Raw genomic sequence first — 25,734 nt, forward strand, 5'->3', positions numbered from 1 at the left:
GTGACGGAGGTGCGCACCTGTGGCGACGGATAGTGTCCGAGCATGACTATCCTCGCCACCGAGGGACTAACCAGACGTTTCCCCCGGGTGACGGCGCTCGACCAGCTCACCGTCACCGTCGGCCCCGGTGTGACCGGCCTGGTCGGCGCCAACGGCGCGGGCAAATCCACGCTGATCAAGATCCTCCTCGGCCTGCTCGAACCCAGCGCGGGAAGCGCCACGGTGCTGGGCATGGACGCGGCGACCCGGGGGGCGGAGATCCGCCGGGTCGTGGGTTACATGCCGGAGCACGACTGCCTGCCGCCCGACCTGTCCGCCACCGAGTTCACCGTGCACATGGCCCAGATGTCGGGCCTGCCGCGCACCGCGGCCCGCGAGCGCGCCGCCGACGTCCTGCGCCACGTCGGGCTGTACGAGGAGCGCTACCGGGCGATGGGCGGCTACTCCACCGGCATGAAGCAGCGCGTCAAGCTGGCCCAGGCCCTGGTGCACGACCCGCGCCTGGTCCTGCTGGACGAGCCCACCAACGGCCTCGACCCGCGGGGCCGCGACGAGATGCTCTCGCTGATCCGCAGGATCGGCTCCGAGTTCGGCATCAGCGTGCTGGTCACCTCCCACCTGCTGGGCGAGCTGGAGCGGATCTGCGACCACGTCATCGTGATCGACGGCGGCAAGCTGCTGCGCTCCTCGGCCATCGGGGAGTTCACCCAGATCACCCAGACCGTGACCGTCGAGGTCGAGGAGGGCCAGGACGCACTGGCGGCCCGCCTGACCGAGCTGGGCGAGACCGTCACCCCGCACGGCAGGCTGCTGCTCGTCCACGTCCGCGCGCCGGAGACCTTCGACACCCTCCGCGACGCCGTCTGCGAGCTCGACCTCTGCCTCGTCCGCGTGGAGCAGGGCCGCCAGCGCATCGAGGACGTCTTCAGGGAGCCCGCCAATGTCTGAGTCCGTCTCCGAGTCCATGTCAGGGCCCACGGGTGTCATCCACGACATCGGATACCGCCACTACGAGGGGCCGCGGCTCGGCCGCGGCCACGCCACCGCCGCGCTGACCGTGCACAGCCTGCGCGGGATCTTCGGGCTCGGCCGCACCGCCCGTTCGAAGATCATCCCGTTCGTGCTCCTGGGCGTCATGCTCCTGCCCGCGGTCGTCTCCATCGCGATCATGGCGCTGGCCCAGCAGGAGGGGATGCGCTACACCGAGTACGCCGTCATCATGCAGGCCGTGCTCGCGATCTTCCTGGCCTCGCAGTCGCCGTACGCCGTCGCACCCGACCTGCGCTTCCGGGTGCTGCCGCTCTACCTGTCGCGCCCGGTGACGATCCGGGACTACGTCGGGGCGAAGCTCGCGGCGATGACCGTCGCCATGTTCCTGCTGCTGGCGGCACCCCTCACCGTGCTCTACATCGGCGAGGTGGTCATCGACCTGCCCGGCGACACGCACACCGCCGAATACCTCACCTCCATGGCCGGCGCGGTCTGCTACGCGCTGCTGCTGGCCTGCCTGGGCATAGCGATCGCCTCGTTCACCCCCAGGCGCGGCCTGGGCGTGGCCGCGGTCATCGCCTTCTACCTGCTCGCCTCCGCCGTGTCGACCGTGCTGTTCGCGACGCTGGAGTCGATGGGCGACGACACCACCGCCGCTTGGGCGTGGCTGATCAACCCGTTCTTCCTGGTCGACGCCGCCGTACACGTCGGCGTCTTCGGGGCGGCGCCCACCGCGGGCGTCATCTACCCCGCGAGCGGCGGATCCCTGGTCGCGGCAGTGATCATGGTCGCGCTGATCGCCCTGTCCGTCACGGCCCTGATCGCGCGCTACCGTAAGGCGGCCTCCCGATGAAGATCGAACTGGCCCAGGTGTCCCGCTGGTACGGCAACGTGGTCGCCGTCAACGACATCACCATGACCGTCGGCCCCGGCGTCACCGGGCTGCTCGGCCCGAACGGCGCGGGCAAGTCCACGCTGCTGCACATGATGGCCGGGTTCCTGGCCCCCTCGGGCGGCACCGTCACCCTCGACGGCGACCGCATCTGGCGCAACCACGAGATCTACCGCTCCATCGGCCTGGTCCCCGAGCGCGAGGCCGTCTACGGCTTCCTCACCGGCTGGCAGTTCGTGCTGTCCAGCGCCAGGCTGCACCGCCTGCCCAACCCCGACGACGCCGCGCGCAAGGCGCTCGCCCTGGTGGAGATGGAGAGCGCCAAGGACCGCAGGATCGAGACGTACTCCAAGGGCATGCGCCAGCGCGTCAAGGTGGCCGCGGCCCTCGTCCACGACCCGCAGGTCCTGCTGCTCGACGAGCCGTTCAACGGCATGGACCCACGCCAGCGCCTGCACCTGATGGACCTGGTCCGCGCCATGGGCACCGCGGGCAAGACCATCCTGTTCAGCTCGCACATCCTGGAGGAGGTGGAACGGGTCGCCCAGCACATCGAGGTGCTGGTCGCCGGACGCCACGCCGCCTCCGGTGACTTCCGCGAGATCCGGCGCCGGATGACCGACCGCCCGCACCTGTTCAGGGTCCGCTCCAGCGACGACCGCCGCCTGGCGTCCGCGCTGATCGCCGACGCCTCCTCGGGCTCGGTCTCGCTGACCGAGGCGGGCCTTGAGGTGCACGCCGTCGACTTCCGGCGCTTCACCCGGCTGCTGCCCAGGGTCGCCAAGGACGCGGACATCCGGATCCTGCAGGTCTCCCCCGCCGACGAAGACCTGGAGAGCGTCTTCTCCTACCTGATCAACAGGAGCAGCTGACCATGAACGGTGTCATCGCCGGAATCTCCTACCGGGCGCTCCTCGGCCGCCGCCGGATCTGGCTGCTGATCATGCTGCCCCTGGTGCTGATCGCCATGGCCGCGCTGCTGAGGTTCATCGGCGCCGCCGACGAGCGGACCGCGGTCACGCTCATGCAGACCTTCGCCATCGGCACCATGCTGCCGCTGCTCGGCCTGATCGCCGGGACCGGGGTGATCGCCCCCGAGATCGACGACGGCACGATCATCCACCTGCTGTCCAAGCCGATCTCCCGCCCGGTGATCGCGCGGACCAAGTTCGTGGTCGCCGCCTCGATGCTCGCCCTGTTCGCCGCCGTGCCGACCTTCGTCGCGGCCTACCTGCTGGTCAACCTCGAATCCGGCATCGCGTACGGCTTCGCGCTCGGCTCCCTCGTCGGCGGGATCGCGTACGCGGCGGTGTTCATGCTGCTGGGCGTGCTGACCCGGCACGCGGTCACGATCGGCATCGTCTACGCGCTCGTCTGGGAGGGCGTGGTCGGCAACTTCGTCCCCGGCGCCCGCAGGTTCTCCATCCAGCAGTGGGCCCAGACGATCGCCGACCAGCTGTCGTCCTCGGCGTTCTTCTCCACCGAGATCGCCCTCGGCTTCGCCGTCCCCGCCCTCGCCGTCGTCACCGTCGGCGCGGTCGTCTGGGCTGGCGTACGCCTGCGGAGCTTCTCCCTCACCGGCGACGAGTGACCGCGTGCGCGCCCTCTGTCATGGAGGGCGCGTGTACGGTTTCCCTATGAAGTCTCGCCTGATGGCACTACGCCTCACCGAGTTCAAGACCTTTCGTGACGCGTCACTTCCCATAGGCGACATGACCACGCTCATCGGCCGTAACAGCAGCGGAAAGTCCAATGCCCTGGACGGGCTTGAAGTGCTCTCCCGGCTGGCCTCGGGAGCGGATCTCGTCGACGCGCTCGACAGCAGACGAGGCGACGAGGGCCCCCTTCGCGGGGGCATAGAAGGGTGCCCTCCCCACGGGGCGGACCGATTTCAACTGGGATGCAGCATTTTGGCTCCCGAGCGACTCGGCAAAGGCTATTTCGACATCCACCTTGATGTCGAAATCCGACTCCATCCGGAGCCGGAGATCATCAGTGAGACTCTCACCGGCCTCTCGGGTAAAAACCGTTCGACGCGTAACCCGGTGAGCCGGATACAGCACGACCTCCTCAGAACGACGGACCCGAATCCGGGAGCCGGAAGCATCGAGGCCACCTGGTACAACGGACGCCGAGGGCGGGACCCCCGAGCCCCGTTCCGGTCCACCCGACTCCTCACCAGTCAGCTTCCCTTCCGGCTGGCGGGCGAGACGGAGGCCGAACGGCGTGTCATCACCGCTGCCGAGGACGTCCTGGAGACGCTTCGCGGGGTCTTCCGTCTTGACCCCGTTCCACATCTCATGCGGCAGTACGTTCCCAGTCGTGACATCCGGCTGCGCCGAACCGCGGAGAACCTCCCCGCGGTGATCAACCACATGAGAGAACACGACCCCCAGCGGTTCCGGCAGCTTGTCACCCGCGTACAGAGCCTCGTCGAGTATGAGGTGACCGGAGTCGAGATCATTCGTTCGCAGCTCAACGACGTGATGCTGGCCCTCAGGGAGGAGGATGCCATCACGCCTGCCAGGGAGATGAGCGACGGCCTGCTGAGATTCGCGGCCATCGCCACCAGCCTGCTCCGACAGGGGCAAGACCTTGACCTCGACGGGCGCGGGGCGTCGGACGACGACAGATCCCCGACTCTGGTCATCGAGGAGCTGGAGAACGGCCTGCATCCCTCCCAGGCCACCCAGGTCCTCGACCTTGTCAGACAGGCCACCCTGGACCACGCATCCCGAGTGATCTTCACGACCCACAGCCCCGCCCTGCTCTCGGCACTGCGGCCGACAGAGCACCAACATGTCGTTGTCTGCTCTCGTGACCCTGCCACGGGCCTCTCCCACCTCAGAAAACTCCCGGAGATGGAGGGATATCCCGGCCTGATGGCCCAGGGCGACCTCGGTACGGTCGTCGCCTCCGGCCTGCTGGAACATGCCCCTGCCCCGGATCGTGACTTCACCGAGTTCGACCGGCTGATGGGAATCGGCTGACGATGGCACGGAGAGTGGAGTTCGTCGATACCTCTGTGCTCTGCAACCTTCTCGACATCCCCGGGAAAAACCAGGACCACCAACCGGTCATCGACCAGTTGAAGAAGAAGAGGCAGGAGTGCGATCTCATCCTGCCCATCACAGCGGTCATCGAGACCGGCAACCACATCGCGCAACTCGCCGACGGGAAACTCCGCAGGCAGCATGCCGACAAGCTGAGCGATCTTCTCAAACTGGTCGTCACCAACCAGGCCCCCTGGGTGCTACACACCGTCGAGTGGGGGGAAGACTTCCTCCGATCGCTTCTCGCGGGCGCGGGAACCGGGACAACATTCGCCGATCATGTGATGACCAAGCTTGGCCTGGGCGACCTCTGCATCCTGACCGAACGAGAGCTCTACCGCGCGAGGGTCGTCAATGTGGAGGTCGGCATCTGGACCTTGGACGCGCAGCTTCGGTCACACTCCTGAGCAATGGGGTACGGGCCCTGTACCCCATTGCTCCGAGTCGTCACGAGGGCGACCGCCGCAGGTGGTGTCCTTGCCGGGCGGCAAGAGGCCGGCGCTGCGGGCTCGATGCGAAAATCGTGCGTCCGAAGCGGGGCATCACAAAAGCCTTGCACATGAAAAACACGGCCCGCACCGAAGTGCGGGCCGTGCTTCGATCGTTCAGACGCAGGCCGTGCGGACGACGTCGGCCAGCCGGCCGGCCAGTTGCTCGGCCTGCTCGGCCGAAGCAGCCTCGACCATGACGCGGATCATCGGCTCGGTGCCACTCGGCCGGATCAGCACGCGCCCGGTCTCCCCCAGCTCCGACTCCGCGGCGCTGACCGCGGCGGTCAGCTCGGGAGCCGAGGCCTTGGACCGGTCGACGTCCTTCACGTTGACCAGGACCTGCGGCAGGCGGGTCATCACCGAGGCCAGCTCGGCCAGCGACTTCTTCTCCCGCGCCACGACCGCCAGCAGGTGCAGCGAGGTCAGCAGGCCGTCCCCGGTGGTGGCGTGGTCGAGCATCAGGACGTGGCCGGACTGCTCGCCACCGAGGTTGTAACCCCCGGCCCGCATGGCCTCCAGGACGTAGCGGTCGCCGACGGCGGTCTCGACGACGTCGACACCGGCGTTCTTGAGCGCGATCTTGAAGCCCAGGTTGGACATGACCGTGGCCACCACGGTGTCACCGACGAGTTTCCCCTCGGCGCGCATGGCCATCGCCAGCACGGCCATGATCTGGTCGCCGTCGATGATCTCGCCGGTGTGCGAGACGGCCAGGCAGCGGTCCGCGTCGCCGTCGTAGGCGATGCCCACGTCGGCGTTGCGGGAGATCACGATCTGCTGGAGCTTGTCCAGGTGGGTGGAGCCGACCCCCGCGTTGATGTTGAGACCGTCGGGGCGCGCCCCGATCGTCTCCACGGTGGCCCCGGCCCGCAGCAGCGCCTCGGGAGCCACCATGTGGGCGGCGCCGTGGGCGCAGTCGAGGACCACGTTCAGGCCGTCGAGACGGCCGTTGACGGTGGACAGCACGTGCGACACGTAGCGGTCGGCCTCGCCGTACGCCTCGCGTACGCGGCCGACCGAGGCACCGACAGGGCGCTCCCACTTCTCGCCGAGCCGCTGCTCGATCTCGTTCTCCACCGTGTCGGGCAGCTTGTAGCCGCCTCGGGTGAGGAACTTGATCCCGTTGTCGGGAGCGGGATTGTGGGAGGCGGAGATCATCACGCCCATGTCGGCTCTGAGAGCCGTCGTCAGGTAAGCAACCGCCGGGGTGGGCAGCACGCCGAGCCGGAGAACGTCCACACCAGACGACGCGAGGCCGGCGACCACCGCGGCCTCCAGGAATTCTCCTGAAGCCCGAGGGTCCCGGCCCACGACGGCGACGGGACGGCCACGCCGCCCGACGCTGGTATTGAACGCCCCGGCATCGCCGAGGACATGAGCCGCGGCCACGGACAGGTCCATGGCGAGCTCGGCCGTGAGGTCGCGACCGGCGACCCCACGTACCCCGTCGGTGCCGAAGAGGCGCCCCAACGCTTAACGCTTGCTGTACTGCGGAGCCTTGCGGGCCTTCTTGAGGCCGTACTTCTTGCGCTCGGTGGCGCGGGCGTCACGGGTCAGGAAGCCGGCCTTCTTCAGCGGCGGGCGGTTGACCTCGACGTCCAGCGCGGTCAACGCGCGGGACAGGCCCATGCGCAGGGCGCCGGCCTGGCCGGTCACGCCGCCACCGTTGATGCGGGCGATGACGTCGAACTGGTCCTCGGCACCGAGCACCACGAAGGGCTCGTTGACGATCTGCTGGTGGACCTTGTTCGGGAAGTAGTTCTCAAGCGTACGACCGTTGATCGTCCACTTGCCGGTGCCCGGAACGATGCGCACGCGGGCCACGGACTCCTTGCGACGGCCAGTGCCGTACGAGTTGCCGGTGGTGATGGGCTTGCGGACGGCGACGTCGCCGCTGGCGGTGGACTCGGAGGTGTACTCGGAGGGGAACTCCTCCGAGGAGTACGTCTCCTGCTCGGCCTCGACGGGCGTCTCGACACCGGTGGACTCAGCCACGGTTCTCCTCTAACTTTCCTACTCGGCGTCGGCCATCGGCCAACGCTGCTGGCGACAAGCAGCTAGTGACTACTGGGCGATCTGGGTGAGCTCGAAAGACACCGGCTGCTGCGCCTGGTGCGGGTGCTCGGAACCGGCGTAGACCTTGAGCTTCTTGATCATCTTCCGGCCGAGGGCGTTCTTGGGCAGCATGCCCTTCACGGCCTTCTCGACGGCGCGGTCGGGACGCTTGTCCATGAGCTCGCCGTAGGTCATGGAGCGCAGACCGCCCGGGTAGCCCGAGTGGCGGTAGGCCTTCTTCTGCTCAAGCTTGTTACCGGTCAGCGCGACCTTGTCGGCGTTGATGACGATGACGAAGTCACCGGTGTCGACGTGGTTGGCGAAGGTCGGCTTGTGCTTACCGCGAAGCAGGATCGCGACGTGGCTGGCCAGCCGGCCAAGCACGATGTCGGTGGCGTCGATGATGTGCCACTGACGCTCGACTTCGGCAGGCTTGGGTGTGTACGTGCGCACGGTCGTATGCCTTCTTTGGTCGCGTCTTCGGCGCTGTCGGAGAGGACAGCAACATGGTCGGTAGGTGCGGGCACACGACAGCCCGGACCTTCCGTCTCCATGAACAGAGGAGATGACGCCGGACGCGCCGCGTATCGGTCTACAGAGGAGACCAATTCGCACACAACGAACTAGCAGGATACCGGTGCGGGAGAGTGCTTGCAAAACGACATGACTCTTCGCCGGTTCCCCTGGCATCCTACCCGCCCCCCGGCGATGCCCGGAAACCGCCACGCGCGGGGCGACGGGACGGGACGACCACCCCAAGGGGCCCTCACCAGGGCCCGGACCGGGCGATACGGCCTTTCCCGCGCTCCCCTTCGAAGGACGCCGAGCGACGATCTCGGAACGGCCGCGCCGGAACCTTCACGGAACGGTTCCAATATGTTCTCAACATTCCCTTCTTCCTCACCGCAAACATCCCTATCTTTGATAGCGGTATGTGGCAGCTTCCTCACCCCGGGCATACCCAGCGAGCGCGCCTGCGCCGCATGGGGGTGTTCGCGTGCCTGCTGGCGGTCCTGCTGGTCGGCTTCATCATCGGCAGGGGCAGCCGCGACGAGAACGCCGCGGACCAGATCTACCTGAACGACACCGGGCCGGCCAGGCCCACGCCCAGCGGCGCCCTGGCCGGACAGGCCGACCGCGCCCCGCTCTCCCGGGTCGCCCGCTCCTCCACCGCCCCCGACGTCCCCCAGGACCGGCGCGCGCGCCCCACCCCGACCGCCGGCGCGTCTCGCGGCGGCTCCGGTGAGGACGGCCCCTCCCGCTTCCTTCTCAACGGAGAGGGCGACGGCGCCACCTCCGCCCTCGGCGCAATGGAGCGCGAGGTCGTCCGGCTCATCAACGTCGAGCGCAGGCGGGCCGGGTGCGCGCCACTGCGCATCGACAGGCGGCTGACGGCCTCCGCCAGGAGGCACTCGGCCGGGATGGCGGCGGCGGGAAACCTCTCCCACACCTCCGCCAACGGCACGTCCCCCTGGGAGCGGATGGAGGCCACCGGCTACCGCGACGGCGGCGCGGAGAACATCGGGCGCGGCTACACCTCCCCCGACGAGGCGGTGCGCAGCTGGATGGGGACCAGCGGCCACCGGCGCAACATCCTCAACTGCGAGCTCACGGCCACCGGGGTCGGGGCCGTCCAGGGGCCCGACGGGCCCTGGTGGACCCAGGACTTCGGATACTCCTGAGCCAACCGGCTCCGATACCGAGCTACGCTCGGCGCATGGGTTTTCCCGTGGAGCCACCGCGTCGCCAGCCTTACGACCGGCCTGACGCGTCGCCGCCCGCGCAGGGCCAGCACTGGTTCGACGCCTCGCCGAACAAGCGCGCCCCCGAGTCCCCTCCGCAGGCCACCCAGCCCACCGGGCCACGGGGACGCCCCGCCGAACCGCCCAGGGAACGGCCCCGCCAGGAGATGTGGAGCCCGTACGACGAGGGGCCCCGCTCACGCCGCCCGATCTTCATCGCGGCCGGGGCGTTCGCCGCGCTGGTCGCCGCGGGCATCGGCCTGGCCGTGCTGGCCAACTCCGACCCCGCCCCGGTGCCCGGTGCGACGGAACCCACCGCCGAGGCCCCCGTCGTGCCGCCCGCCGACACCGCGCAGGGCAAGTTCGGCTTCGCCTCCTCCCGCGCCGGCGACCCGCACCCTCTCACCCTGAACGAGGTGTTCAAGCGCAAGAAGGTGAAGATCGGCGGGCAGACCTACCTGATGACCACGCGCAGGCCCGACAAGAAGTGCGACAAGGCGGTGGTCGGGGAGAAGCTCCAGAAGGCCCTCGTCGCGGCCAAGTGCAACCAGCTCCTGCGGGCGAGCTTCCGCGACGCCTCAGGGAAGATCATCGGAACCATCGGGGTCGCCAACCTCAAGACGTCGGCGGGGGCGTCCAAGGTCGTCTCGGTCGGCTCCGGCAAGGAGCGGGAGGAATACCTCAAACCGCTGCCAGGTAAGGATAAGGTCACCAAACTTCTCGGCACCGGCGAGGCCTTCGTGGGCGAATGGCGCCACGGTCACTACGCGGTGATGGTCTGGTTCCAGTACAAAGACGGCCACCTGCCGAAGAAGACCGAGGTCAAGAAGCTGAACCAGGCGGCCTTCGGCGTGGCGGACGCGACCGTCACCCCCGCCCTGGAGTCACGTTCGCTGACCGGAAAACGGCCTTGATCATGAGGTCATACCAGCACTTTGAGGCATGAACCCGGCAGACGATACGGCCATACCCGCATGACGATCTCCGGCTGTCGCTAGGCTGCCTCGTATGCGTGGCCAGGAATCCGGGTCCGAGCACCAACGTGAAGCCGAGGGTTCGGCAGCACCGGCGACGCCGCCGCCGAGTTTCGGCCAGCCCTCGCCCCACGTGCTACGGACCGATCTCACAGGTGACGAGCAGCCCCACAGCCCCTCCGCGTGGCCGGAGGCGGCCCCCGGGGCCGCTCAGCCATGGACGGTCCCCGGCGACGGGGCCCCCTACGACTGGTACGCCCAGCCGGAGGAGGACCCACCCGCCCCCTGGCCCGGCTCCTCGCACTCCGCGCCCCCGTCCGTGCCTCAGTCCGTGCCCCATTCCGTGCCCCAGCCGGAGCCGCTCCCGTATCCGGAGCCCTCCGGCCCCCCGCGGCACCGGTTCTCCCCCGAGCCCTCCGATCCCGCCGGGCCCGGGTTCCCGCCCGCCCCCTCGGGAAGCGCCCCCTCCGAGGCTCCGGGCCCGCGTTCCGGGTTCCCGCCCGCCCCTTCAGGAGGCGCCCCCTCCGAGGCCCCGGGTTCCCGCCCCGGGTTCCCGCCCGGCCCCTCGGGAAGCGCCCGGCCGGATCTGCCCTCCGAGCCCTCGGACCCGCGCCCCGGGTTCCCGCCCGGCCCTTCAGGAGGCGCCCCCTCCGAGCCCTCAGGCCCGCGACCGGGTTTCCCGCCCGCCCCCTCGGCCCCCACCTGGTCGGAGTTCTCCCGGCCCGAACCGACCCCTCCGGCCTGGATCAACTCCCCCACACCCCCGGAGCCCTCCCCTCCCGCCTGGCCCGGCCCGCCGAACCCGGGCGAGGCCTCGGGCTCCTCCTGGCCCGGCGCCGCCACCTCGGACGCGACCTCTCCCGCCTGGCCGCCGCCGCTCCCCTCCGACGCCACCTCACCCGCCTGGCCCTCTCCCGCCGACCTGCCGTCGGCGCCCTGGCCCGGTCCCCCCGAGCCCGGCGACCCTCCCGGCCCGTCCTGGCCGGGCGCTCCCGCCACCTCGGACGCGACCTCCCCGGCCTGGCCGCCTCCGCTCGGGGACGAGTCCTCCCCCGCCTGGCCGACGGACCCGGCCGCCCCCTCGCGCCCCGGCGGGGTCGGCGAGGGCGAGCGCCACGAGCAGGGGGGTTCAGCGCCGCGGAGCGATCAGCCGCTGTCCACCGCGCCCATCGTGCCGGGCGCACCGCCCTGGCAGCCGCCGCCCGCCTTCACGGCCGCGGCCGCGGGCATGCAGGTCTGGCCCTCGTCCGGCCAGGAGGCCCCCTGGCCCGCCGCGACCGGCGAGCCGGTGTGGACCGATCCCGAGGAGGGCGCCGCCCGCCCGGGAGAGCCCGGCGACATCGCCGTGTGGCCGCCGGACGCCGCTCCCCAGGAGCCTGGCGAGAGCGGCGACACCACGGTCGACGTCCGCGCCACCGGATCCGCCGCGCCGGGCCACCCCGGGCCGGGGGACCTCCTGGAGTCCGACCGCGGCCCCGCCCCCCGGCAGGACCCGCTCACCCGGCAGGCTCCCGCGCAGCCCTCACCACACCAGGTCTCCCGTCAGCAGGTCTCCCCGCACCAGGTCTCCCCTCAGCAGGTCTCCCCGCAGCAGGCCCCCGCGCCCTCACCGGCCGCCTCGCCGGACGAGCCCCTCCCCGCCCTGTCCGGCTCCGCCCCGGCGGACCGGCCCCCCATGCCCGCGCCGGTGGCCCAGACCGTCACCCGGCCGGAACCGGAGACGATCTCACCGGTGCCCGCGCCTCCCCTCGACACACCGCCCCAGACCGACCCCGCCCCCACGGCGGTGCAGCCCTTCCCCGTCTCGGACGCGACCCCGCCGGGCGGTATCCCCGTCGTCACAGGCGTCGCCCCGCCGTTCCCGGTGCCCCCGCCCCCGCCGGCGGCCTCCGCCCCGGCGGGCGAGCCGACGGCGACCCGCGGGGCGTTCACCCCGCTCTCGGCGTTCACCCCCGAGCCCCCGCCCCCTCCCCCCGCGCCGGCCCGCAGCAGGGCCGGTACGACGCTGATCGCGGCAGTGGTCGCGGTCGTGGTGGTCGGCATCGGCACCGGCGCCTTCTTCGCCTACCAGTCGTTCAGCGCCAAGCAGTCGGCGAACGCGACGGACCCGATCCCCAGTTCCGGAACCCTCGACCCCACCGACGACCTGGACATCACCAGCGAGCCCGAGCCGATCAACACCACGATGCTCAACTCCGAGAAGACCGACCCGGGCACGATGACCGTGGCCGCCGCCTTCGGCAAGAAGGTGTCCGTGGCCGGGACGACGTTCACCAGGGTCAAGACCGACGTCACCGAGCAGTGCCAGAAGGCCGCGTCCGGCAGGTTCGCCGGAACCCTGCGCAGCCAGGAGTGCCGCCGGGTGCTGCGGGCGACGTACGTGGACAGCAAGCGGAAATACGCCGTGACCACGGGGATCGCCGTGCTGCCCACCCGCGAGTCCGCGGTCGCGGCCGACAAGGCCAAGAACCTCGGCGACAACCTCTGGTTCCGCGGCCTGCCCTCGGCCGCCGGCACGGGCGGCGAGCGGGTGCACATCGCGGGCGGCTACGCGGCCGGGATGGTGTGGGGCCGCTACATCGTGTTCAGTTACGCCACCTTCAGCGACGGCCACACGCCGACCGCCAAGGAGAAGGCCCTGGGCAAGGTCAGCGGCGCCTTCCGCGACCAGACCGCGAAGGTCGTGGAGCGCCGCGTCACGAGTTAGACCATGAAGCGGCGCGCCACGCACCGGACCGCGAAGGTCGTGAAGCATCGCGTCACGAGCTGGACCGGGCCGCGAAGATCGTGGAGCGCCGCGTCACGAGCTGAGCGTCCGCACCCGGCGGGTCTCCGCGGCCCGCCGGGCGAGTTCCTCGGCGCCGGGATAGCGCACCTCCTCCAGGCAGAGCCCGTGCGCGGGCGCGACGTGCACCCCCGAGTCCCGTACGGCCCTCGCCAGCACCCCTCCCGGCCAGTCGACCGGGAGCCGGCCCTCACCGACGGGCAGCAGCGACCCGACGAGCGCCCGGACCATGGAGTGGCAGAACGCGTCGGCCTTCACCGTCGCGACGACGAGCCCGTCCGCGCGGACCCAGTCGAGCCGCTGGAGCTCGCGGATCGTGGTCGCGCCCTCGCGCTTCTTGCAGAACGCGGCGAAGTCGTGCTCGCCGAGGAGGGCGGCGGCGGCCGCGTTCAGCCTGTCCACGTCGAGGGGCCGGTTGTACCAGACGACCTCGCGGCGGCGGAGCGGGTCGACCCCGCCCGGGGCGTCGGAGATCCGGTAGGCGTACCGCCTCGACAGCGCCGAGAACCGCGCGTCGAAGCCCTCAGGAGCCACCGTGACGAGACGCACGCGTACATCGGGGGGCAGGACCCCGGCGAGCCTCCTGCGCATGGCAGAGAGCCTCTCGTCGAGCTCCCCCGCGGATCCGGGCTCGGGGCCCTCCGCTCCCCCCGCCCCGCCGCGGCGGCCGCGGCCGTCCAGCGCGCCGAGCGCGCCGGGGTCCAGGTCGACGTGGGCCACCTGCCCGCGGGCGTGCACGCCCGCGTCGGTCCGCCCGGCCACGGTCAGCGCCGGAGGCTCGGGAAGTCGTAGGATCCTGCCGAGCGCCTCCTCGATCTCCCCCTGGACCGTACGCCGGCCGGGCTGCTTGGCCCAGCCGGAGAAGTCGGTGCCGTCATAGGCGAGATCCAGCCTCAGCCGTACCACGATGGTTCCTCTCTGGAACTCTCACGGGTTCTCGGGAACTCCCAGGACGTCCGGGAAGAGGCCGCCTGGGAAACGGAAAGGGCCCGGCGCCCCCGTGCGGGAGGTGCCGGGCCCTTTCACGGGGCCTGAGAGATCAGGCGTTGTCCTTCTTGGCCTCGGTCTCCTCGGCGGGAGCCTCGGTCGTCTCCTCGGAGGCCTTCGTCTCCTCGGTGGTCTCGGCCTTGGCCTCGTCGGCCTTGGTCTCCTCGACCTCGGCCTCCTTGGCCTCCTCCGCCTTGGGCGCGGCGGCCTGGGCGGCGGCCGGGGTCTTGCCGACCTTGACCGCGTTCAGCGGCTCGGACACCAGCTCGATCACGGCCATGGGGGCGGCGTCGCCCTTACGGAGACCGATCTTGGTGATCCGGGTGTAGCCGCCGGGACGCTCGGCGAAGGTCGGGGCGATCTCGGTGAAGAGGTGGTGGACCACGCTCTTGTCCCTGACGATCGTCAGCACCTGGCGACGGTTGTGCATGTCGCCCTTCTTCGCCTTGGTGATCAGCTTCTCCGCCACCGGACGCAGACGCTTCGCCTTGGCCTCGGTGGTCTTGATCCGGCCGTGCTGGAACAGCTGCGTGGCGAGGTTCGCCAGGATCAGCCGCTCGTGGGCCGGGCTGCCGCCGAGACGGGCACCCTTGGTGGGCCTAGGCATAACGTTCTCCTTGGGAGTAAACCCGCCCCGGCCGTACGAGGTACCGGGGTCGGGCCGGGAGCCGGAGGGCTCCCGTCATCGTGAAACTCGGTGACACCCGGGGCGACGAGGAGCCGCCCGGTGTCGCGGGACGCCGTGAGGCGTCCCGGAACTCAGTACTGCTCGGTCTCGACGTAGGCGCTGTCGTCGTCGTCGTAGCCGCCGCCGGCCACCGCGCTCGGGTCGAACCCGGGCGGGGAGTCCTTGAGCGCGAGCGTCATCTCGTGCAGCTTCTGCTTGACCTCTTCGATCGACTTGGCACCGAAGTTCCTTATGTCGAGAAGGTCCTGCTCGCTGCGGGCCACGAGCTCACCCACGGTGTGGATGCCCTCGCGCTTGAGGCAGTTGTAGGAGCGGACCGTGAGGTTCAGCTCCTCGATCGGCAGCGCCAGGTCGGCGGCGAGGGCCGCGTCCGTCGGCGACGGGCCGATGTCGATGCCCTCGGCCTCGACGTTCAGCTCGCGGGCGAGGCCGAACAGCTCGACAAGGGTCTTGCCGGCGGAGGCCACCGCGTCGCGGGGCTTCATGCACGGCTTGGTCTCGACGTCCAGGATCAGACGGTCGAAGTCGGTGCGCTGCTCGACTCGGGTCGCCTCGACCTTGTAGGTGACCTTGAGCACCGGCGAGTAGATGGAGTCGATCGGGATGCGGCCGATCTCCTGGCCCGGCTGCTTGTTCTGCGCGGCGGAGACGTAACCGCGACCGCGCTCGACGGTCAGCTCCATCTCCAGCTTCGCCTTGCCGTTCAGGGTGGCGATGCGCAGCTCGGGGTTGTGCACCTCGACACCGGCCGGGGGCGCGATGTCGGCGGCGGTGACGTCACCGGGGCCCTGCTTGCGCAGGTACATCACCACGGGCTCGTCGTGCTCGGAGGAGACGACCAGGTCCTTGAGGTTCAGGATGATGTCGGTGACATCCTCCTTGACGCCCGGCACGGTGGTGAACTCGTGCAGCACGCCCTCGATGCGGATGCTGGTCACGGCCGCGCCCGGGATGGACGACAGCAGCGTGCGGCGCAGCGAGTTGCCGATGGTGTAGCCGAAACCCGGCTCCAGCGGCTCGATGATGAACTTGGACCGGGTCTCCTCGAGGGACTCCTCAAGGAGGGAGGGACGCTGAGCGATCAGCATGTGTGTGTCTCCCTTGCATGGCGGCGCCCGCTATTTGACGCCGCTCGAACAACAGCATAGGTGCCGTACGGCAAAGCCGTACGGCACCTGAGGAGCCTCTACTTGGAGTAGAGCTCGACGATCAGCTGCTCCTGGACCTGGGTGTCGATCTGCTGACGGACCGGGAGCTGGTGGACCAGGACGCGCAGCGCGTCCGGGACGACGCCCAGCCACGCCGGGTACGTCTTGTCACCGGCGGTGGCGCGGGCCACCTCGTAGGGCAGGAGGTTGCGCGACTTCTCGCGGACCTCGACGATGTCGTGCTCGCGCACGCGGTACGACGGGATGTCGACCTTCTTGCCGTTCACCAGGATGTGGCCGTGACGGACCTGCTGGCGGGCGGCGTCGCGCGACTCCGCGAAACCGGCGCGGTAGACCACGTTGTCGAGACGGCTCTCCAGGATCTGGAGGAGGTTCTCGCCGGTCTTGCCGGTCTTGCGGTTGGCTTCCTCGTAGTAGTTGTGGAACTGCTTCTCGAGGACGCCGTAGATGCGGCGGGTCTTCTGCTTCTCACGAAGCTGGAGCTGGTACTCAGACTCCTTGGGACGGCCGCGGCCGTGCTCACCCGGCGGGTAAGGACGGATCTCGATGGGGCACTTCGCGGACTCGCACTTCTTGCCCTTGAGGAAGAGCTTGGTCTTCTCCCTGCGGCAGAGCTTGCAGTCCGCACCCGTATAACGAGCCATTTTCTATCTTCTCCTGGGCGTCAGACGCGACGGCGCTTGGGCGGACGGCAGCCGTTGTGCGGCACGGGGGTGACGTCCTGGATGGACCCGACCTCGAGGCCGGTCGCCTGCAGCGACCGGATCGCGGTCTCACGGCCGGAGCCGGGGCCCTTGACGAAGACATCGACCTTGCGCATGCCGTGCTCCATGGCGCGGCGGGCGGCGTTCTCCGCGGCCATCTGCGCGGCGAACGGGGTGGACTTACGAGAGCCCTTGAACCCGACGTGGCCGGCGCTGGCCCAGGAGATCACGTTCCCACTCGGGTCGGTGATCGAGACGATCGTGTTGTTGAACGTGCTCTTGATGTGGGCGTGCCCGTGAGCGACGTTCTTCTTTTCCTTGCGGCGCACCTTCTTGGGTGCACCCTGGCGGCTCTTAGGAGGCATTCTTTGCCTTCACTCCTGAGGTCTTCGGTCCTGCGGCTACGCGGACTACTTCTTACCGGGCTTCTTCTTGCCGGCCACGGTCTTCTTCTTGCCCTTACGGGTGCGTGCGTTGGTCTGCGTGCGCTGACCGTGCACGGGAAGGCCACGGCGGTGCCGAATGCCCTGGTAGCACTGAATCTCGATCTTGCGACGGATGTCGGCCTGAACTTCGCGACGGAGGTCACCCTCGATCTTGTAGTTCGCCTCGATGTAGTCGCGCAGCGGCACCAGCTCTTCGTCGGTCAGCTGGTGAACCCGCAGGTCGCCGTTGACGCCGGTGGCCTTGAGGGTTTCGAGCGCACGAGTGCGGCCGATTCCGAAAATGTAGGTGAGAGCGATCTCCAGCCGCTTGTCGCGGGGGAGGTCTACACCAACCAGGCGAGCCATGGTCGGGCATTCTCCTTCGTTGTGGCGGAGGTCCTGCGCCTCACTTCCCCTCCCCATGCCCGGGGTGAGGGCCCCGGCCTCCGACCGGGGGTCTCCTGCGGGGTACGGCGTGAGCCGCCGACGCAGGTGTGAGACACGATTACGTGAAAGCCCCACATGGATCGAGTCCGCCTCTTAGGAGCGGACTCTCGCGGGGGCCTTTTTTTGGAGCGACTAGCCCTGACGCTGCTTGTGGCGCAGGTTGTCGCAGATCACCATGACGCGACCGTGCCGGCGAATCACCTTGCACTTGTCACAGATCTTCTTGACGCTCGGCTTGACCTTCATAGTCCTATTCGTCCCTCAGACGCGCTTACTTGTATCGGTAGACGATCCGCCCACGACTGAGGTCGTAGGGGCTCAGTTCGACGACAACCCTGTCGTCAGGAAGGATTCGGATGTAGTGCATCCGCATCCGCCCGCTGATGTGGGCCAGGACCTTATGGCCGTTGTCGAGTTGCACCCGGAACATCGCGTTCGGGAGCGACTCAACCACAGTGCCCTCGATCTCGATGGCGCCGTCTTTCTTGGCCATGTCCCTCGCGTTTCACTGATCGGTCGTCTGAGGCTTCGGAACACTAAGCAGCCGCGACCCAGCGCTTCGATGAGAGCGGCGGTTGCGACACCGCCGATGCGCAATGGTCATAGTGAACCGAAGAAGGAGTGTACGGCACCGGGCGAGGAAATGCGAAACACACGGCCGGTGCCTTGACACAACCGCTACAAAGGATACCGCAGATCCCGAGCGGGACGGACGGCACGGCTCGACGTGTGAAAACCCGTGTCCCCATTGTGGCACGTCCGGCCAGGTCAGACCAGCACCCCGGCGCCCACTCCCGCTCCCCGCCCTCTCGCCGGGCCTCCGTCCGGGTGGCAGCCCCCGCCAGGGCCACCCGGAACCGGCGGCCCGCGTGAACATCCCCGTCACTCCCGCCACGGGAAAGCCCCTCGTGCACGGGAAAGCTCCCCGGGCACGGGAAAGCCCTCCGGCGACCCGGCGCCGGAGGGCTTGCTCGGCCAACCTTATCGATCAACGTTCCTTGACCGACCTTTCTCGACCGGCACTTCTCGACAGACACTCCCTGATCAACACCCCTCGGTCGGCGTCCCGTCGAAGGGCCCCCGCCCTCACCCGATGACCCCGGCCTCTCGGACCGTCTCCCCGCAAGGCGTACGAGGTCCTCAGAAGGCGTCGCCCCAGCGACCGCAGTCGTCGAACTTGTTGCCGCCCTCGCAGACCCGGATCTTGAAGTCGTCGAAGCCGTTGCTCTTCTTGAACCCGCCGAACTTGTTGAAGCCGGAGTGGCCGAAGGTGCTGAACACCTTGCTGTGCGAGCCGAACCTGTCGTGCCACTTGAACCACACGTAGCTGCGCTGGCGGTCACGGTCGCGGTCGAACAGGTCGCCGTAGAACCAGTAGCGGCCGCCGCTGCTGGTCCAGTAGCCCTTGAAGTAGGAGCGCTTGCCGAAGCCCTCGCCACCGCCGAAGCCCGAGTAGTACGGACCGAAGAAGTGCTTGCTCGACGCCTGGGTCTCCTGGGCCGCCACGGCGGACCCCGCCGGAGCCTGTGCGGCGGAGGCCATCGCCGAGGGGGCGGCGACCACGCCCGCGGCCAGCGAACCTGCCAGCGCCGCTCCGACCAGGGCTGTGCGGATCTTGCTCATTGAATCTTCCTCCTGTGAACCGGGGTCCGGCTGTCCGGACACCGCTCACGTTAGGAAGATTCAATGGGCTCTTCTGCGGAGGAATGCACACTCAACCCCCAGCGTGCACTATTACCGGTTCTTCCCCCGCCCCGCGCCCGCGGCGATCGTCGCCACCAGCAACACGATGCCCCACGGCCCCGTGACCCACAGGGGCCACGGGTAGGGGAAGTCGCCGGTTATCCCGATGATGAGCCAGATCATCCAGTTGATGCCGCTGACCGTCGCCCAGACGCCCCAGGCGGCCGCCAGGCCCTCGCCCTGCCCGTCCTTCGCGCGGTCCCCCTTGACGCGCTCAGGGGCGCGGGAGGGGGTCTCGGGGAGCCGGCGCAGGTCGACGTCGGGAAGGTCGGAGGTGAGCACGGCCAACTCGCCGTACGTCTTGCTGGTGTAGAGCTGTTCGAGCCGCTCGTCGAACTCCTCGGTGGTCAGGCGGCCCTGGGCGTAGTGCTCCCTCAGGACCGAAGCGACCTTGTCACGATCTCCGTCGGAGGCTCGCATCTCCGGACCAGCCGCCATGTCAACCACATCCGCTCGCCGGCGGGCCCGCGTCAGCCCGCGTCTCCCAACAGATCGGCAAGCCGCTCTTTCCCCCCGTCAAGGGCGGTCAGTACCCAAGGTCCATTATGTGTCACGGCGACGCTGTGTTCGAAGTGTGCGGAGACCTTCCCGTCGATCGTGACCACGGTCCAGTCGTCGGCCAGCACCTTGGTCCTGTCCGTCCCCAGGTTGACCATGGGCTCGACGGCGAAGCACATGCCCGCCTCGAACTTCGGGCCCCGGCCGGGCTTGCCGTGGTTGGCCACCCACGGGTCCATGTGCATCTCGGTGCCGATGCCGTGGCCGCCGTACTCCTGCGGGATGCCGTAGCGCCCCTGGGAGCGGATGTACTTCTCCACCTCGTGGCCGATGTCGGACAGGTGGCGGCCCACGGTGAGCGCGGCGATGCCCCGCCACATGGCCTCCTCGGTGACCCTCATCAGCTCGGTCAGCTTGGGGTCCACCTCGCCGATCGGGACCGTGATCGCCGAGTCGCCGTGCCAGCCGTCCAGGATGGCGCCACAGTCGATCGAGATGATGTCGCCCTCCTCCAGGCGACGGCGGTCAGTCGGGATGCCGTGGACGACCTCGTGGTTGACCGAGGCGCAGATCGTCGCGGGAAAGCCCTGGTAGCCCTTGAAGGAGGGGATCGCCCCCTCGGCCCTGATCGCCTCCTCCGCGATCGCGTCCAGGTCCAGGGGCGTCATGCCCGGCTGGACGCTCTCCCGCAGGAGCTGCAGGGTACGGCCGACCACGAGACCCGCCGCCCGCATCTTGTCCACCTGCTCGGGCGTCTTCATCTGGATTCCATGCTTGTTCTTCTTGAACACGTGCACACCCCCTGGGGTGGTTCAACGGGCGGTCCGGGAGCCCAATTCCCCCGATTCTGCCCTAAATGACAGCACGCCACCCATGAGAAACCCATGGGTGGCGTGCTCGATGCCGTCGCTTCGCTAGCCGATGAAGGGGTTCAGAGCCTCCATCGCGCGCTGGGTGACCTCTTCGACCGGACCGGTGGCGTCGACGCCGACCAGGATCCCCTCGTCGGCGTAGAAGGAGACCAGGGGGGCGGTCTGCTCCTGGTAGACCTCCAGGCGGTGCCTGACGGTCGCCTCCTTGTCGTCGTCCCGCTGGTACAGCCGGCCGTTGCAGGCGTCGCAGACGTCGTCCTTCTTGTCGTCGAAGTCGACGTGCCAGATGCGGCCGCACTGGCTGCAGGTCCGGCGGCCCGCGAGCCTGCGGACGACCTCCTCGTCGTCGACCACGAGCTCCAGGACGATGTCCAGACCGACCTCGAACTCGGCGAGGATCTTCTTCAGGATCTCGGCCTGGGGCACGTTCCTGGGGAAGCCGTCGAGCAGGAAACCGTCCTGCGCGTCGTTCTCGGCGAGACGGTCGCGGACCATCGCGATGGTGACCTCGTCGGGCACGAGGTCGCCGCGGTCCATGTATTCCTTGGCAAGCTTGCCGAGCTCCGTGCCGCCCGAGACATTGGCGCGGAAGATGTCACCTGTCGAAATCTTCGGGATCGACAGGTTCGATGCGACGAACTGGGCCTGTGTCCCCTTACCCGCTCCGGGGGGCCCGACCAGGACGAGGCGCACTACTTCAGGAAGCCTTCATAGTTGCGCTGCTGCAGCTGGCTCTCGATCTGCTTCACGGTGTCAAGGCCGACACCAACCATGATCAGAATGCTCGTCCCTCCGAACGGGAAGTTCTGACTCGCGCCGACGAGCGCCAGCGCGACGATCGGCACCATGGAGATCAGGCCCAGATACAGCGCGCCGGGAGCGGTGAGTCGCATGAGCACGTAGTTCAAGTACTCGGCCGTCGGGCGACCCGGGCGGATACCCGGGATGAACCCACCGTACTTCTTCATGTTGTCGGCGACTTCAATGGGGTTGAAGGTAATCGACACGTAGAAGTACGTGAAGAAGACGATCATCAGGAAGAACGTGATCATGTACGTCGGGGTGGTCCCGCCGCCGCCGAACTCCTGCGAGATCCACTGGATGATCGGGTGCGGCTCTTCCTGGGTGTTCGTGAAGAGCGTCGTGATCAGCTGGGGGAGGTAGAGCAGCGAGGAGGCGAAGATGACCGGGATGATGCCGGCCTGGTTGACCTTCAGCGGGATGTAGGTCGAGGTCCCGCCGTACATCCTGCGGCCGACCATGCGCTTGGCGTACTGCACCGGGATCCGGCGCTGCGCCTGCTCCACCATCACGACCAGGGCGATCATCGCGATACCGACGACGATGACCACGGCGAAGACGAAGCCGCCCTTCTGGCGGGCGATGTTCAGCAGCTCGGACGGGAAGACCGCGATGACCTGGGTGAAGATCAGGATCGACATGCCGTTGCCGATGCCGCGGTCGGTGATCAGCTCGCCCAGCCACATGACCACGGCGGTACCGGCGGTCATGGTCAGCACCATCGTGACGATGGCGAAGACGTTGTCCTTGTCGAGGAGGATCTCCTCGCGGCACTGCGGGAACAGCTGGCCGCTGCGGGCCAGGGCCACGAAGGCGGTCGACTGCAGGACCGCCAGGCCGACCGTCAGATAACGGGTGTACTGCGTGATCTTGGTCTGTCCGGCCTGCCCCTCCTTCTTGAGGGCTTCCAGGCGCGGGATGACCACGACGAGCAGCTGAAGAATGATGCTCGCGGTGATGTACGGCATGATGCCGAGGGCGAAAACTGAAAGTTTCAGAAGGGCGCCGCCGCTGAACAGCTGCACCATTCCGTAGATGTTGCCCGCGTCCCCCGCCTGCGCCTGGGTGAGACAACGGCTGATGTTCTCGGTATGCACACCCGGAGTCGGAAGGACCGACCCAAGTCGGAACAGCGCGATGATGCCCAAAGTGAAGAGCAACTTCTTACGCAGGTCCGGCGTACGGAACGCTCGGGTAAATGCGGTCAGCACGGTCCCTCCTGCGCGCCTGAAAGGCGAGGTCGGTCAGCGATGGTGCGGGGGTGTTCCATCTTTGCCATATCCAGTCAATGAGCCCAAGGAAATGAGTCGAGGCCCACTGTCCAGCGAACTCTAACGCACTACGGGCGCGGGAGCCCATTACGAGCCCCCGCGCCGCGTGATGATAACGCCTACAGCTCGGAGACGGAGCCCCCGGCAGCGGCGATCTTGTCCTTGGCGCTGGCCGAGAAGGCGTGGGCCTCCACGTTCAACGCCACGGAGATGTCACCGGTTCCCAGCACCTTGACGAGCTGGTTCTTGCGAACCGCGCCCTTGGCGACGAGCGTGTCGACGTTGACGTCGCCACCGTCGGGGAACAGCTCGCCGAGCTTGTCAAGGTTGACGACCTGGTAGGTCGTCTTGAACAGGGCGTTGGAGAAGCCCTTGAACTTGGGCAGGCGCCGCTGCAGCGGAACCTGGCCACCCTCGAAGCCGAGCGGGACCTTGTTCCTGGCCCTCGTGCCCTTGGTACCACGACCGGCGGTCTTGCCCTTGGACGCCTCGCCGCGGCCCTTGCGGACCTTCGACTTGTTGGCGCCGGGGGCCGGACGCAGGTGGTGGATGCGAAGCGGAGTGTTCTCTGCCATGTCTAGTCGACCTCTTCCACGGTGACGAGGTGCGTCACCACGGTGACCATGCCGCGGATCTCCGGGCGGTCCTCCTTGACAACGACGTCGCCGATTCGCTTCAGACCGAGCGAGCGCAGCGAGTCACGCTGGTTCTGCTTGCCACCGATCTTGGAACGGACCTGGGTAATCTTCAGGCGCGCCATGGACTAGCTCACCGCCTTCGCGGCCGCGGCCTCCGCGAGGCCCTCGGCGCGAGCCTTGAGCATCCTCTTGGGGGCGACGTCCTCGATCGGGAGGCCGCGGCGGGCCGCGATCTCCTCGGGACGGCTGAGGCCCTTCAGGGCCGCCACCGTGGCGTGCACGATGTTGATCGGGTTGTCCGAGCCGAGCGACTTGGACAGCACGTCGTGGATACCGGCGCACTCCAGCACGGCGCGCACCGGGCCACCGGCGATGACGCCGGTACCGGGCGAGGCCGGACGCAGGAAGACGACGCCGGCGGCCTCTTCGCCCTGCACGATGTGCGGGATGGTGCCCTGGATGCGGGGCACCTTGAAGAAGTGCTTCTTGGCCTCTTCGACACCCTTGGCGATCGCCGCGGGGACTTCCTTGGCCTTGCCGTAGCCGACACCGACCATGCCGTTGCCGTCACCGACGATGACGAGGGCGGTGAAGCTGAAGCGACGACCACCCTTCACGACCTTGGCCACTCGGTTGATCTTCACAACGCGCTCGATGTACGAGACGCCCTTGTCAGCGTTTCCACCGCGGCGATCGTCACGACGACCGTCACGCCGCTCGCCACCGGCGGCGCCACCGCGACGCGGAGCTCCAGCCATTAGTGGTTCCTCTTCTCATTCGTAAGACGGGCCATAGGTTGCGATCCTGGATTGCGATCCTGGGACGGAGTCATCAGAACTCCAGTCCGCCTTCGCGTGCGCTGTCTGCCAGCGCCGCGATGCGGCCCGCGTAGCGGTTGCCACCCCGGTCGAAAACGACCGCGGTGATCCCGGCTGCCTTGGCCCGCTGAGCGAGAAGCTCGCCGACCTGCTTGGCCTTGTCGGTCTTGGCGCCCTCCGCCGTGCGCAGGGAGGCGTCCATGGTGGACGCGCTCACCAGCGTGTGGCCCTGGGTGTCGTCGACGATCTGCACGAAGAGGTGCTTCGTGGAGCGGTTGACGACCAGGCGCGGACGCGTGGCCGTACCGGCCACCTTCTTGCGGACTCGGCCGTGGCGGCGGGCCCGCGAGACGGCGCGGGCGGCCGTGTGCTTGCCGAACGCAGTCTTGCCAGCCATGCCTACTTACCAGCCTTTCCGACCTTGCGGCGGATAACTTCACCCTGGTAGCGCACGCCCTTGCCCTTGTACGGGTCGGGCTTGCGCAGCTTGCGGATGTTCGCGGCGATCTCGCCGACCTTCTGCTTGTCGATGCCGTCCACGTGGAACAGCGTCGGCCTCTCGACGCGGAAGGTGACACCCTCGGGGGCGTCGACGATCACCGGGTGGCTGAAGCCGAGAGCGAACTCGAGCTGAGTCGGGCTCTTGGCCTGCACGCGGTAACCGACGCCCACGATCTCCAGGGTCTTCGAGTAACCCTGGGTCACACCGGTCACCATGTTGGCGACCAGGGTGCGGGACAGGCCGTGCAGCGCACGGACCTTGTTCTCGTCGTTGGGACGGGTGACGTTCAGGTTGCCGTCGTCACCCTTGGCGATCGCGATGGGCTCCGCGACCGTGTGTGAAAGCGTGCCCTTGGGACCCTTGACCGTGACGTCCCGGCCGTCGATGGCGACGTCCACTCCGTTCGGTACGGGGATGGGCAGCCGTCCGATTCTTGACATGCTGTTCGTTCTCCCCTCTTACCAAACGAAGGCGAGGACTTCCCCGCCCACTCCACGCTTGCCGGCCTGCTTGTCCGTCATGAGACCGCCGGACGTCGAGATGATCGCGACGCCCAGTCCGCCCAGGACTCGGGGCAGGTTGTCCTTCTTTGCATAAACCCGCAGGCCGGGCTTGGAAACCCGGCGCAGGCCCGCGAGGGACCGCTCACGGGTCGGCCCGAACTTCAGCTCCACCACGAGGTTCTTTCCGACCTTGGCGTCTTCGACGCTCCAGGACTGGATGTAACCCTCCTGCTGGAGGATCTCGGCGATGTGCGCCTTGATCTTCGAGTACGGCATCGCCACGCTGTCGTGGTACGCCGAGTTCGCGTTTCGCAGACGCGTCAGCATGTCTGCGATCGGGTCCGTCATCGTCATGGCCGGTGGCCTTCCTCACCGCGGTTTCCACAGGGGACCTACGGTGCGGTCATGGGCGCCTGTAGTCGGCGCCCGGTGAATACGACTTCTATGTGCGGCCGGTGCCGCGCGCGGGCCCGTGATCGCTCACGGGGCCGCGCGGAGGGCTACCAGCTCGACTTGGTGATGCCGGGCAGCTCGCCCCGGTGCGCCATCTCGCGGAAGCAGATGCGGCACAGGCCGAACTTCCTGTAGACGGCGCGGGGACGACCACAGCGCGAGCACCGAGTGTACGCCCGGACCTCGAACTTGGCCTTGCGAGCAGCCTTGACCTTGAGCGACGTCTTCGCCAT

The 25,734-nt window shown here is 68.5% G+C and carries 32 protein-coding genes; 9 read left to right on the plus strand and 23 right to left on the minus strand.

The genetic code is table 11. The annotated features are described in order from the left end of the window. Positions 1-42: 42 nt before the first annotated feature. Genes AC5L38_RS30420 through AC5L38_RS30445 form a run of 6 tightly spaced genes read left to right on the plus strand, consistent with a single transcriptional unit; the run spans position 43 to position 5,342 of the window. On the plus strand, positions 43-948 hold the full coding sequence (locus AC5L38_RS30420) for an ABC transporter ATP-binding protein (protein ID WP_495246265.1): 906 nt from the start codon (positions 43-45) through the stop codon (positions 946-948). Beyond that, positions 941-1,843 carry an ABC transporter permease gene (locus tag AC5L38_RS30425; protein ID WP_495246266.1) on the plus strand — a complete coding sequence of 301 codons (903 nt, stop codon included), beginning with the start codon at positions 941-943 and terminating at the stop codon, positions 1,841-1,843. The genes AC5L38_RS30420 and AC5L38_RS30425 overlap by 8 nt, the downstream gene beginning before the upstream one ends. Next, complete coding sequence (locus tag AC5L38_RS30430) at positions 1,840-2,754, plus strand: ABC transporter ATP-binding protein (protein ID WP_362678441.1); 915 nt, start codon at positions 1,840-1,842, stop codon at positions 2,752-2,754. Before AC5L38_RS30425 ends, AC5L38_RS30430 begins: the two co-directional genes overlap by 4 nt. A gap of 2 nt (positions 2,755-2,756) precedes the next feature. After that, positions 2,757-3,473, plus strand: a complete 717-nt coding sequence (locus AC5L38_RS30435) for an ABC transporter permease (protein ID WP_495246267.1) — start codon at positions 2,757-2,759, stop codon at positions 3,471-3,473. Positions 3,474-3,519: 46 nt separating this feature from the next. Beyond that, complete coding sequence (locus tag AC5L38_RS30440) at positions 3,520-4,872, plus strand: AAA family ATPase (RefSeq protein WP_495246268.1); 1,353 nt, start codon at positions 3,520-3,522, stop codon at positions 4,870-4,872. A 14-nt stretch (positions 4,873-4,886) separates the two neighbouring features. Beyond that, positions 4,887-5,342 (plus strand): hypothetical protein, encoded by a 456-nt coding sequence (locus AC5L38_RS30445; RefSeq protein ID WP_495246269.1) that lies wholly within the window; start codon positions 4,887-4,889, stop codon positions 5,340-5,342. 198 nt (positions 5,343-5,540) lie between these two features. Here AC5L38_RS30445 and glmM read toward each other — a convergent pair whose 3' ends face one another. From glmM to rplM, 3 genes are all read right to left on the minus strand, one after another. Beyond that, the gene (gene glmM / locus AC5L38_RS30450) at positions 5,541-6,896 is read right to left on the minus strand and encodes a phosphoglucosamine mutase (RefSeq protein WP_495246270.1); all 1,356 of its coding nucleotides are present in this window, start codon (positions 6,894-6,896) and stop codon (positions 5,541-5,543) included. 3 nt (positions 6,897-6,899) lie between these two features. After that, positions 6,900-7,421, minus strand: a complete 522-nt coding sequence (gene rpsI, locus AC5L38_RS30455; protein ID WP_495246271.1) for a 30S ribosomal protein S9 — start codon at positions 7,419-7,421, stop codon at positions 6,900-6,902. A 69-nt stretch (positions 7,422-7,490) separates the two neighbouring features. Next, a complete protein-coding gene (rplM, locus tag AC5L38_RS30460; RefSeq protein ID WP_344746717.1) occupies positions 7,491-7,934 on the minus strand; it encodes a 50S ribosomal protein L13 in 444 nt (147 codons plus the stop codon). A 479-nt stretch (positions 7,935-8,413) separates the two neighbouring features. On the opposite strand from rplM, the gene AC5L38_RS30465 reads away from it, so the two are divergent. The 3 genes from AC5L38_RS30465 (at position 8,414) to AC5L38_RS30475 (ending at position 12,904) form a co-directional block, all read left to right on the plus strand. Beyond that, the gene (locus AC5L38_RS30465; protein ID WP_495246272.1) at positions 8,414-9,163 is read left to right on the plus strand and encodes a CAP domain-containing protein; all 750 of its coding nucleotides are present in this window, start codon (positions 8,414-8,416) and stop codon (positions 9,161-9,163) included. A 35-nt stretch (positions 9,164-9,198) separates the two neighbouring features. Beyond that, on the plus strand, positions 9,199-10,137 hold the full coding sequence (locus tag AC5L38_RS30470; protein WP_495246273.1) for a hypothetical protein: 939 nt from the start codon (positions 9,199-9,201) through the stop codon (positions 10,135-10,137). A 391-nt stretch (positions 10,138-10,528) separates the two neighbouring features. Continuing rightward, a complete protein-coding gene (locus AC5L38_RS30475) occupies positions 10,529-12,904 on the plus strand; it encodes a hypothetical protein (protein ID WP_495246274.1) in 2,376 nt (791 codons plus the stop codon). 93 nt (positions 12,905-12,997) lie between these two features. On the opposite strand, the gene truA is transcribed toward AC5L38_RS30475, so the two are convergent. The 20 genes from truA to AC5L38_RS30575 all read right to left on the minus strand — a co-directional run bounded on the left by truA (position 12,998) and on the right by AC5L38_RS30575 (position 25,734). After that, a complete protein-coding gene (truA, locus tag AC5L38_RS30480) occupies positions 12,998-13,888 on the minus strand; it encodes a tRNA pseudouridine(38-40) synthase TruA (RefSeq protein WP_495246275.1) in 891 nt (296 codons plus the stop codon). Positions 13,889-14,021: 133 nt separating this feature from the next. Next, on the minus strand, positions 14,022-14,576 hold the full coding sequence (gene rplQ / locus AC5L38_RS30485; protein WP_495246276.1) for a 50S ribosomal protein L17: 555 nt from the start codon (positions 14,574-14,576) through the stop codon (positions 14,022-14,024). 152 nt (positions 14,577-14,728) lie between these two features. After that, positions 14,729-15,745, minus strand: coding sequence for a DNA-directed RNA polymerase subunit alpha (locus AC5L38_RS30490; RefSeq protein WP_089210160.1), 1,017 nt, complete (start codon positions 15,743-15,745; stop codon positions 14,729-14,731). A gap of 98 nt (positions 15,746-15,843) precedes the next feature. After that, positions 15,844-16,470, minus strand: a complete 627-nt coding sequence (gene rpsD / locus AC5L38_RS30495) for a 30S ribosomal protein S4 (protein ID WP_030912875.1) — start codon at positions 16,468-16,470, stop codon at positions 15,844-15,846. A 20-nt stretch (positions 16,471-16,490) separates the two neighbouring features. After that, positions 16,491-16,895 (minus strand): 30S ribosomal protein S11, encoded by a 405-nt coding sequence (gene rpsK, locus AC5L38_RS30500; RefSeq protein ID WP_012887860.1) that lies wholly within the window; start codon positions 16,893-16,895, stop codon positions 16,491-16,493. A gap of 45 nt (positions 16,896-16,940) precedes the next feature. Beyond that, a complete protein-coding gene (gene rpsM / locus AC5L38_RS30505) occupies positions 16,941-17,321 on the minus strand; it encodes a 30S ribosomal protein S13 (protein ID WP_012887859.1) in 381 nt (126 codons plus the stop codon). A 213-nt stretch (positions 17,322-17,534) separates the two neighbouring features. Continuing rightward, a complete protein-coding gene (rpmJ, locus tag AC5L38_RS30510) occupies positions 17,535-17,648 on the minus strand; it encodes a 50S ribosomal protein L36 (RefSeq protein ID WP_003956441.1) in 114 nt (37 codons plus the stop codon). A gap of 25 nt (positions 17,649-17,673) precedes the next feature. Next, on the minus strand, positions 17,674-17,895 hold the full coding sequence (infA, locus tag AC5L38_RS30515; protein WP_012887858.1) for a translation initiation factor IF-1: 222 nt from the start codon (positions 17,893-17,895) through the stop codon (positions 17,674-17,676). Between the two features lie 647 nt (positions 17,896-18,542). After that, the gene (locus tag AC5L38_RS30520; protein WP_495246277.1) at positions 18,543-19,025 is read right to left on the minus strand and encodes a hypothetical protein; all 483 of its coding nucleotides are present in this window, start codon (positions 19,023-19,025) and stop codon (positions 18,543-18,545) included. A gap of 111 nt (positions 19,026-19,136) precedes the next feature. Next, positions 19,137-19,583, minus strand: coding sequence for a DUF1707 SHOCT-like domain-containing protein (locus AC5L38_RS30525; protein ID WP_495246278.1), 447 nt, complete (start codon positions 19,581-19,583; stop codon positions 19,137-19,139). A 32-nt stretch (positions 19,584-19,615) separates the two neighbouring features. After that, entirely contained in the window at positions 19,616-20,434 is an 819-nt protein-coding gene (gene map / locus AC5L38_RS30530; RefSeq protein WP_495246279.1) for a type I methionyl aminopeptidase, read from the minus strand. 123 nt (positions 20,435-20,557) lie between these two features. Beyond that, the gene (locus AC5L38_RS30535) at positions 20,558-21,208 is read right to left on the minus strand and encodes an adenylate kinase (RefSeq protein ID WP_495246280.1); all 651 of its coding nucleotides are present in this window, start codon (positions 21,206-21,208) and stop codon (positions 20,558-20,560) included. Then, positions 21,208-22,527 (minus strand): preprotein translocase subunit SecY, encoded by a 1,320-nt coding sequence (secY, locus tag AC5L38_RS30540; protein ID WP_389917241.1) that lies wholly within the window; start codon positions 22,525-22,527, stop codon positions 21,208-21,210. The genes AC5L38_RS30535 and secY overlap by 1 nt, the downstream gene beginning before the upstream one ends. Before the next feature lie 179 nt (positions 22,528-22,706). After that, positions 22,707-23,162: a 50S ribosomal protein L15 gene (rplO, locus tag AC5L38_RS30545; protein ID WP_495246281.1), complete on the minus strand. Its 456-nt coding sequence runs from the start codon at positions 23,160-23,162 to the stop codon at positions 22,707-22,709. 2 nt (positions 23,163-23,164) lie between these two features. Next, positions 23,165-23,347 carry a 50S ribosomal protein L30 gene (gene rpmD / locus AC5L38_RS30550; protein ID WP_012887849.1) on the minus strand — a complete coding sequence of 61 codons (183 nt, stop codon included), beginning with the start codon at positions 23,345-23,347 and terminating at the stop codon, positions 23,165-23,167. 3 nt (positions 23,348-23,350) lie between these two features. Next, positions 23,351-23,983 carry a 30S ribosomal protein S5 gene (rpsE, locus tag AC5L38_RS30555; protein WP_329089955.1) on the minus strand — a complete coding sequence of 211 codons (633 nt, stop codon included), beginning with the start codon at positions 23,981-23,983 and terminating at the stop codon, positions 23,351-23,353. Positions 23,984-24,056: 73 nt separating this feature from the next. Then, on the minus strand, positions 24,057-24,440 hold the full coding sequence (rplR, locus tag AC5L38_RS30560) for a 50S ribosomal protein L18 (protein ID WP_344746702.1): 384 nt from the start codon (positions 24,438-24,440) through the stop codon (positions 24,057-24,059). Between the two features lie 2 nt (positions 24,441-24,442). After that, a complete protein-coding gene (gene rplF / locus AC5L38_RS30565; RefSeq protein ID WP_344746701.1) occupies positions 24,443-24,985 on the minus strand; it encodes a 50S ribosomal protein L6 in 543 nt (180 codons plus the stop codon). Between the two features lie 18 nt (positions 24,986-25,003). Continuing rightward, positions 25,004-25,402 carry a 30S ribosomal protein S8 gene (rpsH, locus tag AC5L38_RS30570; RefSeq protein WP_329089949.1) on the minus strand — a complete coding sequence of 133 codons (399 nt, stop codon included), beginning with the start codon at positions 25,400-25,402 and terminating at the stop codon, positions 25,004-25,006. 146 nt (positions 25,403-25,548) lie between these two features. Further along, on the minus strand, positions 25,549-25,734 hold the full coding sequence (locus tag AC5L38_RS30575; RefSeq protein WP_012887844.1) for a type Z 30S ribosomal protein S14: 186 nt from the start codon (positions 25,732-25,734) through the stop codon (positions 25,549-25,551).

It is taken from the genome of Streptosporangium nanhuense, from assembly GCF_059358815.1.

What these genes read in the sequence shown, in the direction of transcription:
- AC5L38_RS30420 (WP_495246265.1), top strand. Translation starts at nt 43, where the DNA reads ATGACTATCCTCGCCACCGAGGGACTAACCAGACGTTTCCCCCGGGTG.
- AC5L38_RS30425 (WP_495246266.1), top strand. Translation starts at nt 941, where the DNA reads ATGTCTGAGTCCGTCTCCGAGTCCATGTCAGGGCCCACGGGTGTCATC.
- AC5L38_RS30430 (WP_362678441.1), top strand. Translation starts at nt 1,840, where the DNA reads ATGAAGATCGAACTGGCCCAGGTGTCCCGCTGGTACGGCAACGTGGTC.
- AC5L38_RS30435 (WP_495246267.1), top strand. Translation starts at nt 2,757, where the DNA reads ATGAACGGTGTCATCGCCGGAATCTCCTACCGGGCGCTCCTCGGCCGC.
- AC5L38_RS30440 (WP_495246268.1), top strand. Translation starts at nt 3,520, where the DNA reads ATGAAGTCTCGCCTGATGGCACTACGCCTCACCGAGTTCAAGACCTTT.
- AC5L38_RS30465 (WP_495246272.1), top strand. Translation starts at nt 8,414, where the DNA reads ATGTGGCAGCTTCCTCACCCCGGGCATACCCAGCGAGCGCGCCTGCGC.
- AC5L38_RS30470 (WP_495246273.1), top strand. Translation starts at nt 9,199, where the DNA reads ATGGGTTTTCCCGTGGAGCCACCGCGTCGCCAGCCTTACGACCGGCCT.
- rplQ (WP_495246276.1), bottom strand. Translation starts at nt 14,576, where the DNA reads ATGCCTAGGCCCACCAAGGGTGCCCGTCTCGGCGGCAGCCCGGCCCAC.
- AC5L38_RS30490 (WP_089210160.1), bottom strand. Translation starts at nt 15,745, where the DNA reads ATGCTGATCGCTCAGCGTCCCTCCCTCCTTGAGGAGTCCCTCGAGGAG.
- rpsD (WP_030912875.1), bottom strand. Translation starts at nt 16,470, where the DNA reads ATGGCTCGTTATACGGGTGCGGACTGCAAGCTCTGCCGCAGGGAGAAG.
- rpsK (WP_012887860.1), bottom strand. Translation starts at nt 16,895, where the DNA reads ATGCCTCCTAAGAGCCGCCAGGGTGCACCCAAGAAGGTGCGCCGCAAG.
- rpsM (WP_012887859.1), bottom strand. Translation starts at nt 17,321, where the DNA reads ATGGCTCGCCTGGTTGGTGTAGACCTCCCCCGCGACAAGCGGCTGGAG.
- rpmJ (WP_003956441.1), bottom strand. Translation starts at nt 17,648, where the DNA reads ATGAAGGTCAAGCCGAGCGTCAAGAAGATCTGTGACAAGTGCAAGGTG.
- infA (WP_012887858.1), bottom strand. Translation starts at nt 17,895, where the DNA reads ATGGCCAAGAAAGACGGCGCCATCGAGATCGAGGGCACTGTGGTTGAG.
- AC5L38_RS30520 (WP_495246277.1), bottom strand. Translation starts at nt 19,025, where the DNA reads ATGAGCAAGATCCGCACAGCCCTGGTCGGAGCGGCGCTGGCAGGTTCG.
- AC5L38_RS30525 (WP_495246278.1), bottom strand. Translation starts at nt 19,583, where the DNA reads ATGGCGGCTGGTCCGGAGATGCGAGCCTCCGACGGAGATCGTGACAAG.
- rplO (WP_495246281.1), bottom strand. Translation starts at nt 23,162, where the DNA reads ATGGCAGAGAACACTCCGCTTCGCATCCACCACCTGCGTCCGGCCCCC.
- rpmD (WP_012887849.1), bottom strand. Translation starts at nt 23,347, where the DNA reads ATGGCGCGCCTGAAGATTACCCAGGTCCGTTCCAAGATCGGTGGCAAG.
- rpsE (WP_329089955.1), bottom strand. Translation starts at nt 23,983, where the DNA reads ATGGCTGGAGCTCCGCGTCGCGGTGGCGCCGCCGGTGGCGAGCGGCGT.
- rplR (WP_344746702.1), bottom strand. Translation starts at nt 24,440, where the DNA reads ATGGCTGGCAAGACTGCGTTCGGCAAGCACACGGCCGCCCGCGCCGTC.
- rplF (WP_344746701.1), bottom strand. Translation starts at nt 24,985, where the DNA reads ATGTCAAGAATCGGACGGCTGCCCATCCCCGTACCGAACGGAGTGGAC.
- rpsH (WP_329089949.1), bottom strand. Translation starts at nt 25,402, where the DNA reads ATGACGATGACGGACCCGATCGCAGACATGCTGACGCGTCTGCGAAAC.
- AC5L38_RS30575 (WP_012887844.1), bottom strand. Translation starts at nt 25,734, where the DNA reads ATGGCGAAGACGTCGCTCAAGGTCAAGGCTGCTCGCAAGGCCAAGTTC.